The organism is Xanthomonas sp. LMG 12460 (genome assembly GCF_009192895.1).
Lineage (GTDB): Bacteria > Pseudomonadota > Gammaproteobacteria > Xanthomonadales > Xanthomonadaceae > Xanthomonas_A > Xanthomonas_A sontii.
In genome coordinates, this window is sequence record NZ_NKUH01000091.1 from 1 (window position 1) to 12,122 (window position 12,122).

The 12,122-nt window shown below is 68.3% G+C and carries 12 protein-coding genes; 8 read left to right on the forward strand and 4 right to left on the reverse strand.

Going from position 1 to position 12,122, the window contains the following annotated elements; all coding sequences use genetic code 11:
* Nucleotides 1–43: 43 nt before the first annotated feature.
* Nucleotides 44–628: a ferritin-like domain-containing protein gene (locus CEK66_RS17040; protein ID WP_017909166.1), complete on the reverse strand. Its 585-nt coding sequence runs from the start codon at nt 626–628 to the stop codon at nt 44–46.
* Between the two features lie 31 nt (nt 629–659).
* Entirely contained in the window at nt 660–1,142 is a 483-nt protein-coding gene (locus tag CEK66_RS17045; RefSeq protein ID WP_152237696.1) for a peroxiredoxin, read from the reverse strand.
* A gap of 169 nt (nt 1,143–1,311) precedes the next feature.
* Between CEK66_RS17045 and CEK66_RS17050 the strand changes: the two genes are divergently transcribed.
* Both CEK66_RS17050 and CEK66_RS17055 read left to right on the forward strand, forming a co-directional pair.
* Nucleotides 1,312–1,779: an Hsp20/alpha crystallin family protein gene (locus CEK66_RS17050; protein WP_010341349.1), complete on the forward strand. Its 468-nt coding sequence runs from the start codon at nt 1,312–1,314 to the stop codon at nt 1,777–1,779.
* A 135-nt stretch (nt 1,780–1,914) separates the two neighbouring features.
* The gene (locus tag CEK66_RS17055; RefSeq protein WP_152237697.1) at nt 1,915–2,802 is read left to right on the forward strand and encodes a DnaJ C-terminal domain-containing protein; all 888 of its coding nucleotides are present in this window, start codon (nt 1,915–1,917) and stop codon (nt 2,800–2,802) included.
* Between the two features lie 219 nt (nt 2,803–3,021).
* Here the strand turns inward: CEK66_RS17055 and pilH are convergent, their stop codons facing one another.
* Nucleotides 3,022–3,399, reverse strand: coding sequence for a twitching motility response regulator PilH (gene pilH / locus CEK66_RS17060; protein ID WP_010340114.1), 378 nt, complete (start codon nt 3,397–3,399; stop codon nt 3,022–3,024).
* Nucleotides 3,400–3,481: 82 nt separating this feature from the next.
* On the reverse strand, nt 3,482–4,486 hold the full coding sequence (locus tag CEK66_RS17065; RefSeq protein WP_152237698.1) for an acryloyl-CoA reductase: 1,005 nt from the start codon (nt 4,484–4,486) through the stop codon (nt 3,482–3,484).
* Between the two features lie 142 nt (nt 4,487–4,628).
* Between CEK66_RS17065 and hflK the strand changes: the two genes are divergently transcribed.
* The 6 genes from hflK to CEK66_RS17095 all read left to right on the forward strand — a co-directional run.
* Entirely contained in the window at nt 4,629–5,771 is a 1,143-nt protein-coding gene (hflK, locus tag CEK66_RS17070) for an FtsH protease activity modulator HflK (RefSeq protein ID WP_152237699.1), read from the forward strand.
* A complete protein-coding gene (locus CEK66_RS17075) occupies nt 5,768–6,634 on the forward strand; it encodes a protease modulator HflC (RefSeq protein WP_026144397.1) in 867 nt (288 codons plus the stop codon). The genes hflK and CEK66_RS17075 overlap by 4 nt, the downstream gene beginning before the upstream one ends.
* 170 nt (nt 6,635–6,804) lie before the next feature.
* A complete protein-coding gene (locus tag CEK66_RS17080; protein ID WP_152237700.1) occupies nt 6,805–6,990 on the forward strand; it encodes a DUF2065 domain-containing protein in 186 nt (61 codons plus the stop codon).
* Between the two features lie 257 nt (nt 6,991–7,247).
* Entirely contained in the window at nt 7,248–8,540 is a 1,293-nt protein-coding gene (locus tag CEK66_RS17085) for an adenylosuccinate synthase (protein WP_152237701.1), read from the forward strand.
* A 310-nt stretch (nt 8,541–8,850) separates the two neighbouring features.
* Entirely contained in the window at nt 8,851–10,086 is a 1,236-nt protein-coding gene (locus CEK66_RS17090) for a hypothetical protein (RefSeq protein ID WP_152237702.1), read from the forward strand.
* A gap of 363 nt (nt 10,087–10,449) precedes the next feature.
* On the forward strand, nt 10,450–12,122 hold a 1,673-nt coding region (locus tag CEK66_RS17095), incomplete at its 3' end, for a GGDEF domain-containing protein (protein ID WP_152237703.1).

Here is a 12,122-nt window from a genome sequence, read left to right on the forward strand (position 1 = left end):
CATGACAGTTGACTCCTACGAGAGGGCGTAACGCTGAACCGGCTTACTTCCCGATCCAGCCCTCCAGCATGTCCGAGAACTCGTCGGCGTGCTCTTCTTCCTGCGCGAGGATGTCTTCCAGGATGCGCTTGGTGGTGGTGTCCTTGTCGCCGACGAAATTGATCATCTCGCGGTAGCTGTCGATGGCGATGCGCTCGGCGATCAGATTCTCCTTGACCATGTCGCGCAGGTCCTCGCCTTCCTTGTACTCGGCATGCGAGCGCGCGGTCAGCGTGTCCGGATTGAGGTCCGGTTCGCCGCCCAACTGCACGATGCGCTCGGCCAGCTTGTGCGCGTGCGCCTGCTCCTGCTGCGCGTGTTCCAGGAACTCGGCCTTGACCGCGTCGGCGAGCATGCCGGCGGCCATGAAGTAGTGGCGGTAGTAGCGCAGCACGCACACGTACTCGGTGGCGAGCGCGTCGTTGAGCATCTTGATCACCGCCTCGCGGTCGGCACTGTAGCTCTTGGTGATCGCGCCGTCTTCGATGCTCTGGCGGGCGTTGGCGCGCAGCGTGGCGGTGTCGGTGAGGCCGGCGGTGTGCTGCAGCGGCTTGGCATCGGTCTTCGGGGTGGCTGGCTTGTTGGACATGGCTGGCCGTTTCCTGTGGTGGGTAAGGGGATCAGTCGGGAAGGTGCTGCAGCACGTAGTCGGCGGCGGAGACCTTGAACTCGCCCGGCGCCTCGACGAACAGCGCCTGCACCACGCCGTCGTCGGCGTACAGCGCGAAGCGGCGCGCCCGCACGCCCATGCCGTAGCTGCTGGCGTCCAGTTCCAGGCCAAGCGCCTTGGCGAAGTCGCCATTGCCGTCGGACAGCATCTGCAGGCCGTCCGGCACCAACTGGCTCTTGCCCCAGGTCTGCATCACGAACGGGTCGTTGACCGCCATGCAGTACACCTCGATGCCGCGCTTGCGGAACTCTTCGAAGTGCTCCACATAGCCGGGCAGGTGCTTCTCCGAACAGGTCGGGGTGAAGGCGCCGGGCACCGCGAACAACAGCACGCGGCGGCCGTCGAACAGGGTGCGCGTGTCCACGGCTTCCACGCCGTCGCGGATGCGCTGCAGCACCACTTCGGGAATGCGTTCGCCGGTCTGGATGGGCATGTCGGGCTCCTTGGATGAACCGAGTCTAGAAACGGAAATGGGAAGGTGGCGTCAACGCCTTGAAAAGCGCCGCGGCAGGCCTATCTGACCGGCATGGACGGCGGGCCGGTCCCGCCGCCGCGAACCGTCCCCTCCGGGGTGTACCTCATTCACGTTTCAGGAGACCACGATGAGCATCGTCCGTTATCGCCAGTGGCCGGCCCAGGCCGCATTCCAGAACGAGATCAAGCAGGTGTTCGACCGCTTCTTCGACCCCAACGGCGGCACCGACGAATCGGCCGTCGTCACCGCGCAGTGGGTGCCGCGCGTGGACATCAAGGAGGAGCCGGAGCGTTTTGTGCTGTACGCCGATCTGCCGGGCATCGACCCGTCGGAGATCGAGGTGTCGATGGACAAGGGCATCCTCTCGATCAAGGGCGAGCGCAAGAGCGAATCGGCTGCCGACACCGAGCGTTTCTCGCGCATCGAGCGCCGCTACGGCAGCTTCCACCGCCGCTTCGCGCTGCCCGACAGCGCCGATCCGGACGGCATTTCCGCCACCGGCTACCATGGGGTGCTGGAAGTGCGCATTCCCAAGCGTCCGGCGAGCACGCCGCGCCGTATCCAGGTCGATACCGGGGCCACGATCGTGCAGTAAGCGCCTGCTCGCAGCGGCGTCGCCACCGCGACGCCGCGCCCTCGCGGCCGGCCGTAGAATGGCCGAGCGATGGCGCAGTGCATGCAACCGGCCCGTTGCCGCAAGGCGGCGGGCCGACTCTTTTTGAGGTGATGGATGGAATTCAAGGATTACTACGCGACCCTGGGCGTGGAACCCAGCGCCGGCGATGCCGAGATCAAGACCGCGTACCGGCGGCTGGCGCGCAAGTACCATCCCGACGTCAGCAAGGAGCCTGGGGCCGAAGAGAAGTTCAAGGCGATCAACGAGGCCTACGAGGCCTTGCGCGACCCGCCCAAGCGCGCCGCCTACGACCAGTTGCGCGCGCAGGGCTACCGGCCGGGCGAGGAGTTCCACGCGCCGCCGAACTACGGCGGCGCGCAGGGCTTCGACTTCGAGGAAGTGTTCGGCAATGGCGGCGCCGGCGGCGGCTTCAGCGATTTCTTCGAGAGTCTGTTCGCCCGCCAGCAGCGTGCCCGCCAGGGCGGCGCCGGCCCCGGACCGGGAACCGGCGCGCCGCGCGGCGACACCCGCGCCAAGCTGGCGGTGCCGCTGGAGGCGGTGTACGCCGGCGACAGCGTGCGCATCACCATCAACGGCAAGCAGCTGGACGTGCGCGTCCCCAAGGGCGTGCGCCCCGGCCAGGTGATCCGGCTGGGCGGGCAGGGCAACGGCGGCAGCAACCTGCTGCTGGAGATCGAGTACGCCGCGCATCCGCAGTTCGAGGTGGACGGCCGCAACATCCTCTACACCCTGCAGGTGACGCCCTGGCAGGCGGCGCTGGGCACCAGCATCAGCGTGCCGACCCTGGGCGGGGCGGTGGAACTGAAGATTCCGCCGGAGTCCGACGCCGGCCGCAAGCTGCGCCTGCGCGGCCGCGGCCTGCCCGGCACCCCGCCGGGCGACCAGATCGTCGAACTGGAAGTGCTGGCGCCAGCGCCGGAAACCGAAGCGCAGCGCAAGGCGTATCGCGGGCTGGCCAAGGCGTTTGGCGAGGCCGTGTGAAGTGAGGCGGGATTGGGGATTCGCAAAAGCGGGCTCCCCTCGCGCTGTGGCGTCGTAGGAGCGGCTTCAGCCGCGACAGGCGTTACCGGTAACGCCCGTCGCGGCTGAAGCCCCTCCTACAAGGCGCGCCGATTGCATGCGGCCTTACGCCGCGCACTCAAACACCGCCCGGAAACCCGCCCCTACGAATCCCCATTCCCCAATCCCCAATCCCGGCTTCTACGGCGCATCCTCGCCACTGAACACGCGCTCGATCACCTCGTACAGCTCGTCCTCGGAGAACGGCTTGGTGATGTAGGCGCGGGCGCCCTGGCGCATGCCCCACATGCGGTCGGTGTCCTGGTCCTTGGTGGTGACCAGGATCACCGGGATGTTCTGCGTGGTCGGCTCGCGGCGCAGGGTGCGGGTGGCCTGGAAACCGTTGAGGTTCGGCATCACCACGTCCATCAGCACCAGATCCGGCAAGGCCGCCTTGGCCGCTTCCACGCCGGCGGCGCCGTCGGTGGCGGTGATCGTTTCGTGCCCCAGTTTTTCGACGATGCGCTGGATGCCCAGCAACTGCGACGGCGAATCGTCGACGATCAGAATGCGTGCCATGTGGTTCCCCCTAGGAGGCTCCGAGTGTAGAGGCAGCGGCGCGAAGGCGGAAAGCGTTGCGTGTCACAAAGCGTCGGCGTGGCTACGCGCTCGCATCCAGCCGCACCACGGTGCGCCCGAACGACTGCCCGGCCAGCATCGTCGCGAACACCTCCGGCAGGCCGGCCAGGTCCACTTCGCGGGTGCAGATCGTCTCCAGGTGGCGCGGCTTCCAGTCGCTGCCCAGGTGCTGCCAGATGCGGTCGCGCAGGTCGCGGGCGGTGCCGGCCGAGCCGATGCCCAGCAGCGACACCCCGCGCAGGATGAAGGGCATCACCGTCATGTCCAGGTCCGCGGTCGCGGCCAGGCCGGCGCTGGCGACGTTGCCGTAAGGTGCCGTCTGCGCCAGCAGGCTGGTCAGCATCGCCCCGCCCACGTTGTCCAGGCCGCCGCCGAAGCGCACCGATTCCAGCGGCCGGCTGGTCTGCAGGGCCTCGCGGCCGAGCACCTGGGTGGCGCCCCAGGCCTTGAGCTGCTCGGCGCGGTCTGCCTTGCCGCTGACCGCATGCACCTCGAAGCCGGCGCGGCTGAAGATGTCGATCGCCAGCGAGCCGACCCCGCCGGTGGCGCCGGTCACGCACAGCGGGCCATGCGCCGGGGTCTGGCGGTTGTCGAGCAGGCGCAGCAGCGCCAGCGCCGCGGTGAAGCCGGCGGTGCCCAGAACCATGCTCTCGCGCAGGCTCAGCCCGGCCGGCAGCGGCACCACCCACTTGGACTCCAGGCGCACGTATTCGCTGTAGCCGCCGTCGCGGGTCTCGCTGAGGCCGCAGCCGGTGACCAGCACCGCGTCGCCTTCCTTGAACGCCGGGTCGCGGGAGGCGACCACGTGCCCGGCCACGTCGATGCCGCCGACCAGCGGGAAGCGGCGCAGGATCTTGCCCTGGCCGGTGCCGGCCAGCGCGTCCTTGAAGTTCACCGACGACCAGGCGGCGCGGATCACCACCTCGCCGTCGCTGAGCTGGTCCAGCGACAGCGGGGCGAGGCCGGCGTGGTAGCCGGTGGCGTCCTGGTGGATGCGGAAGGCGGAGAACTGGGCGGGAACGGACATGGAACACCTTGGTCGGCACGCAGGAATGCACCAAGATACCCTTTCGAAACGGCGGGTCTGCCCCATCTTGTAGAATCGGCGACTCATTATCCGGTGACCGGCGCGTGACCGACGCGTCGCCACCTTCCTTCTTGGAGCATGCATGGCCTGGAACACACCTGGCGGCAAGGGCGGAGACGGCCCCGACAATCACGGGCGCGGTCCCTGGCCGCCGCGTGGCGGCAATGGGGGAGGCAGGTGGGGCGGGTTGCCCGGTCCGTTGAAGGACCTGTTCGGCGATGGCGGCGGCATCGGCCGCTGGGTCCTGGGTGCGGTGGTGCTGGTGCTGCTGTTCAGCAGCTTCCAGTTGATCGGCGAGCAGCAGCGCGGCGTGGTGCTGCGCTTCGGCCAGTTCTCGCGGATCCTGCAGCCGGGCCCGAACTTCAAGCTGCCGTGGCCGATCGAGACCGTGCGCAAGGTCGATGCCACCCGCATCAAGACCTTCGACAGCCAACTGCCGGTGCTGACCGGCGACGAGAACATCGTCAACGTCTCGCTCAACGTGCAGTACCGGGTCGAGGACCCGCGCACCTACGTGTTCGGCGCGCGCAACGCCGACCTGGTGCTGGAGCAGGCCGCGCAGAGCGCGGTGCGCGAACAGATCGGCCGCTCGGATCTCAACACGGTGCTCAACAACCGCGGGCCGATGGCCGTGGCCGCGCGCGAGCGCCTGCAGGCCGCGCTGAAGGCCTATCACACCGGCCTGATCGTGACCGGCCTGACCCTGCCCGACGCGCGTCCGCCGGAGGAAGTGAAATCGGCCTTCGACGAGGTCAACGGCGCCCAGCAGGTCAAGGAGCGGCTGATCAACGAGGCCCAGGCCTACGCCGCCAAGGTGGTGCCGGAGGCGCGCGGCCAGGCGGCGCGCACCCGCACCGTCGCCGAAGGCTACAAGGAAGCGGCGATCGCCCGCGCGCAGGGCGACGCCGAGCGCTTCACCCTGCTGCAGCAGCAGTACCAGAACGCGCCGGAGGTCACCCGCAAGCGGCTGTGGCTGGAGACGCTCCAGCAGGTGCTGGCGGAGAACCGCAAGGTCATCGGCGGCGACGGCCGCCAACTGATCTACGTGCCGATGCCGGCCGACAGCAAGGCGCCGGCCGCGGCGCCGCCGCCGGCGCCGACCACCTCGCTGCCGACGGTGCCGCAGGACGTGTTGATGCCGGCGTTGAACAGCAGTTCGGCCGAGAGTGTCCGCAACCCGGAGCGCACGCCGCGCCCGACCGGCCGTGAGGAGATCCAGCGATGAAACTGTCATTGTGGGCGGGCATTGCCGTCGTCGCGCTGTTCGCGCTGCTCAGCTCGGTGTTCGTGGTGCCCGAGGACAAGGCGGCGATGGTGCTGAACCTGGGCCGCGTGGTGCGTGCCGATCTCAAGCCGGGCCTGCACTTCAAGGTGCCGCTGGTGGAATCGGTGCGCATGTTCGACCGCCGCTTCCAGGTGATCGACACCAACCCGGCGCGCTACTTCACCGCCGAGCAGAAGGACGTCAGCGTCAGCTTCTTCGCCATCGGCTACATCTCCGACGTGCGCGCCTTCTACCGCGCCACCACCGGCGGCGACGAGAAGGTGGCCAACAGCCTGCTGGCGCCGATCATCACCGACTCGCTGCGCAACCAGATCAACTCGCGCACCCTGCAGCAGCTGGTGTCCGGCGACCGCAGCGAACTGATCGCCAAGCAGCTGGTGGCGATCAACGCGGCCAGCAAGACCCTGGGCATGCAGATCGTCGACCTGCGCATCAAGCAGATCGACCTGCCGACCGACAGCCAGGTGATCACCGACGTGTACGAACGCATGCGCGCGCAGCGCAAGCAGGAAGCGGCCAAGCTGCGCGCCGAAGGCGAGGAGCAGGCACTGACCATCCGCGCCCAGGCCGACCGCGAAAGCACGGTGCTGGTCGCCGAGGCCGAGCGCGACGCGCAGAAGCTGCGCGGCGAAGGCGATGCCGAGGCCGCCAGCGTGTACGGCAAGGCCGGCTCCGCCGACCCGTCGTTCTACGCCTTCTACCGTAGCCTGGAGGCCTACCGCGGCGCCATGGCCGACGGCAACGGCGTGATTGTGCTCGACAAGAACGATCCGTTCCTGCAATACCTCAAGAGCGATCGCTGAGGGCGGGATTGGGGAGTCGGGATTGGGGATTCGCAAGAGCGGGTTCCCGGTCGCCAGACATCTGTAGGAGCGGCTTCAGCCGCGACAGGCATTCCCAGTAATGCGTATCGCGGCTGAAGCCGCTGCTACTTCCATCCTCGGGCTGCGACCCAGCATCGCCGGAGACCGCCATGCACGATCTCATCGCCGCGGTCTGCCTGATGGTGATCCTCGAAGGCCTGCTGCTGTTCGCCGCGCCGGAGACATGGCGGCGCATGGTCCAGCAGATGTTGCGCATGCCGCCGCGGCAGTTGCGTGGGGCCGGCGCCATTGCCGTCGGCGTGGGCCTGCTGGCGCTGTGGTGGGTGCGCGGCTGAGCCAGGCGGGTGGTGGCCGCCGGGCCTGAACGCGGCCGGCCAGGGGGTGGTGACTGCCACCCAAAACCCGGATAATGCACAAAAGCCGGCCGGGCCCGCTCCACGCGAGCGTCTCGACCGGCTTTTTCCGTGTATGGGTCCGCCGCCGCCTGGACGCTCCCCGATGGAGCAACCGCATCGGCGCCGGTCGGTCCCCGCACGGCCACCACATCCGCGTGGCCCCGACGGTCGCGCAGCAAACCAGGAGTTACCCAGCCATGGGTCAGTCAGTTGTCGTGCTCGGCGCCCAGTGGGGCGATGAAGGCAAAGGCAAGATCGTCGATCTGCTCACCGAGGAAATCGGCGCCGTCGTGCGCTTCCAGGGCGGCCACAACGCCGGCCACACCCTCGTCATCAACGGCAAGAAGACCGTCCTGCACCTGATCCCGTCCGGCATCCTGCGCGCCGACGCGCTGTGCCTGATCGGCAACGGCGTGGTGATCTCCCCGGCCGCGCTGCGCAAGGAAATCGAAGAGCTGGAGACCTCCGGCGTGGAAGTGCGGTCGCGCCTGAAGATCTCACCGGCCGCGCCGCTGATCATGCCGTACCACATTGCCCTGGATCAGGCTCGCGAGAAGGCCGCCGGCGGCAAGGCCATCGGCACCACCGGCCGCGGCATCGGCCCGGCCTACGAAGACAAGGTGGCGCGCCGCGGCATCCGCGTTGCCGACCTGCATTACCCGCCGCAGCTGGAAGAACTGCTGCGCACCGCGCTGGACTACCACAACTTCGTGCTGACCAAGTACCTGGGCGTGGAAGCGGTCGACTTCCAGAAGACCTTCGACGAAGCGCTGGCCTTCGGCGAATACGTGCAGCCGATGAAGTTCGACGTCGCCGGCATCCTTCACGACCTGCGCAAGCAGGGCAAGCGCGTGCTGTTCGAAGGCGCGCAGGGCGCGCTGCTGGACATCGACCACGGCACCTATCCCTACGTCACCAGCTCCAATACCACCGTCGGCGGCGCACTGGCCGGCACCGGCGTGGGCGCGCAGGACATCGACTACGTGCTGGGCATCGCCAAGGCCTACGCCACCCGCGTCGGCGGCGGCCCGTTCCCGACCGAACTGGACGACGAGATCGGCCAGGGCATCCGCGACCGCGGCGCCGAGTACGGCGCCTCCACCGGCCGTCCGCGCCGCTGCGGCTGGATGGACATCGTCGCGCTGAAGCGCGCGGTGGCCATCAACGGCATCTCCGGCCTGTGCATCACCAAGCTCGACGTGCTCGACGGCATGGAGAAGCTGAAGGTGTGCATCGCCTACGAATACCGCGGCAAGCGCACCGAATACGCGCCGCTGGACGCGCAGGGCTGGGAAGAGTGCACCCCGGTGTACCTGGAGTTCCCGGGCTGGAGCGAGAACACCCACGGCATCACTGTGTGGGACGAACTGCCGCCCGCCGCCCGCGCCTACCTGCGTGCGCTGGAGGAACTGGCCGGCTGCCCGATCTCGATCGTCTCCACCGGTCCGGACCGCGAGCACACCATGGTGCTGCAGGATCCGTTCGCCTGAGGCGGGCAGCACGCGACTCCTTCTCCCGCATGCGGGAGAAGGAAGTGCCGAGTCTCCAGAAAGCCCCGCGACAGCGGGGCTTTTTATTTCGCGCCGCACACGGATACGCGTAATGCGGTGCGCCGTGCATGCACGTGGGAGGGACAGCTGACCGGGCAGCGTGCGCGCGCTTTCTGGTTGCTCGATGCAATCGGAGTTGCCGGAGTGCCGTTGCGGACACTGCAGTCCGCGTCCATCTGCGGCTGCCGCAAAGCTGCGCTAGCATTCCGCGCGGCGCCCGCATGCCGCCACTCGACAAGGACGACCGCCGATGTTCGCTGCACTGTTCGACACGCTGTTCCGCCGCACGCCCAGCCCCGACGCCTTCGCCAGGCTGTACACCGATGCCCTGCGCGCGCGGGGCTATCGCGAGGATCTGGTCTATCAGCCCGACGCGTTCCGACTGGTCGGCGGCAATGGCTACACCATCTATCTGCACAACGCCTATCAGGCCTACAGGGCCGCGACGCGCAAAGGCCGCGCCGAGGCATTGCGCGCCTATGTGACGTCCTCGCTCAACGCGCAGGAAGAGAGTGGCCGGGAAAAGACATTCGACGAGGTGCGCGCGACGCTGATGCCGGTGATCCGCAATCGCGGCATGTTCGAGGAGCTGCGGCTGGAGCACCTGCTGGAGAAAGGCCTCGATGCGCCATTCCCATATGCATGGCGCGACATCGCCGAGGATTGCGTCGAGCTGCTGGCGCTGGATCTGCCGGATACGATCTCCACGCTGTTCCAGGGGCCGCGCGCGGCATGGGGTATCACCCTGGACGAAGGCCTGGCGATCGCCCGCGACAATCTGCGCGACGCGACCGCCGACCATTTCGTCGAAGTCGCACCCGGCGTGTTCCGCGGCGCATGGCAGGATGCCTACGACACCAGCCGCGCGTTGCTGCCCGACGTGCTGTATCGCGTTCCGGTGGCGGGCAATCCGCTGTTCATGCTGCCGGCGCGCGACTGCCTGCTGGTGGTGGGCGATCGCGACGCCGCCGCTATCGGCGCGATGCTGGAACTGAGCGTGGAAGCGGCCGCGCAGGGCCGCAACGTCTCCGCGCTGGTGTTCACCTACGACGAGGCACGCCGCATGGTGCCGTTCGCGCTGGCGTTGCCCGAGCATCGCCAGCGCCAGGCGGACCTGCGCCGGCTGCTGGACGCGCCTGCCTATGCCGATCAGAAGGCGGCGCTGGATAAGCTCCACGACGCGACCGACCAGGACATCTTCGTCGCATCGTTCAGCGTCTACCAGGAGCGCGACGACGGCGCGCGGCAGTTTTCGCTCTGCACATGGACCAAGGGCGTCGATACGTTGTTGCCCAGAGCCGACCGGATCGCACTGGTCGTCCCGCGCGACGACGCCGGGGAGGACGCGGTCGTCCTGGTGTCCTGGGACGAGGCTGTTGCCGCGTTTGGCGACCTGATGGAGCTGCAGCCGCCGCTGTATCCGCCGCGTTACCGCGTGCGGGCGTTTCCCGATGACGCGCAGCTCAGGCAGCTGACGCCGCTGTGATGGGACTTGGGGGGTGGAGTTGGGGGATGCATGGATGTGCTGCGTGCTCGGACCCTCACCCCAACCCCTCTCCCGGTGGGAGAGGGGTTGATCGCGGTGCGCCCTGGCGCAGGCGCGTGCAGGCGTAGCGTGAGTAACGTAGCTTCTAGCATGGGATGGAACTCAAGAAATCGCCCGTGTGGCCGATAGCCTTGCACGGGTCGGCGTTGTTGCACGCCGGCAACGGCGTGCGTGGGACCAGAGTGCGACGATATCCGCCGCATTCACGGATCCGGCGTGTGCTGCGGCCTCTTGGGGAGAACGGCAGTGCGCAGTCGCTTGATCTTGCAGTCGCTCAGGATGCTGCTGTGTGGGAGTGTGCTGGTGTCGTCCGCGGTGGCACACGCGGCCGCGATGCAGCGGTGCGCACCGGCGCAGGCGTTGCCGGCCTGCGTGGCGGCGGTGCGTGCCGCAGACCCGGCGGCCGCGCTGCAGATGGGCATGCCGGCCTGGGACGCCGCGGCCGACAAGCAAGGCTCGATCGCGCTCGGCCTGGAACTGGTCGATGCGGCCGCCGCCGCGGGCCAGCCGAACAGGGTGGTCTCCATCGGCTCGGCGCTGCTCGCCCAGCCGTTGTCGCCGCAACAGCGGGTGCGCCTGTTCACGCAACTCAATGCCGAGATCTGGCGGCCGCGCGACGCGCTCCGCATCGCGCAGCTCGAAGGCGAGATGCGGCGGCTGGAAACGGAGCTGCCGCACGATCCGCACATCGCAGAGCTGTGGCGACTGCTGGCCCGCTCCTACTACAAGATGGGTGCGCAGGACGACGCCTTGCGGGTCGCCCGCATCGCATTGTCCAGAGTACGTCGGCATCCGGATCCGGTGGAGTACAAGGCCAACCAGACCGTGTTCCTGGTGTCGGCTCAGCAGGGGCGCATGCCCGATGCCATCGCGGCCCTGCTCGAGGCGGAGCGTGTGGTCAAGGCGCTGGGCAAGCCCGACGACGTCTCCATGCTGCACAACGCCACCGGCGTGTTCATTTATGCTCACGAATGGAAAAAGGCGATCGCCTACGGCCAGCGTGCGCTCGCTGCCTACGATGCGATGCCGTACAAGGACCTGACGCGCGCGGACATACTCAACAACCTGGGCACGGCCTATCAGGGCGCAAACGAACTGCAACGCGCCGAAGCGATCTACCGGCAGGCGTTGGCGGCGGGACGTGCCGATGGCAAGACGTCGCTGATCGGATTGCTGAACAACCTGGGCAACGTACTCGCGCTGCAGCATCGGCCGCGCGAGGCGTTGCCCTTGTTGCGCGAAGCGGCCGCGATGCTGGAGGGGGCGGCGCCAGGCGGCGACCATGGCGAGGGAGGCATCGTCTATTCCACGCGCGGCAACGTTCTGGCCGATCTCGGCCAACGCGACGCCGCGGCCGCCGCGTTCGAGCGCGCGCGGCAGATGTTCACGCAGTGGGACAACGTCCCCCGGCGGCTGGAACTGTACCCGCGCATGATCGACAACCTCGACGCACTCGGCCGCGACCGCGAGGCGCTTGCCCTCATGCGCGAGTACAAGGCGGTCAACGACAAGGCGGTGAACGTCGAATCCAAGACCCGGATCGCCGAGCTCGAGTCGGCGGTGGACCTGGCGCGCAAGAACAGCGAACTGGCTGCACTTGCCCGCACCCGTGCCGCCGAACAGGCGGCGTATGCACAACTGCAGGCGCGCGCGCAGCGCCAGTGCAGCGTGCTCTACGGTCTACTCGCCGCACTGCTGGCGCTGGCCGGCTTTTTCCTGCTCAAGGTGCGCGAAGGCCGCGCGCGTCGGCGCATCAACGCGGAACTGGCGCGCAAGAACGAGGAGATCCAGGCGCAGCACCGCGAACTGGAACAGCTCGCCGCCACCATCCGTCGCCAGAGCGAGGAAGACGCCCTCACCGGCCTGCGCAATCGCCGCTACGTTACCGCCTGGCTACAGGCGCGCGAGGCTGCAGCGACGCCCGAGCGCACGCAGGAACCGCTGCTGATCGCCCTGCTGGACATCGACCACTTCAA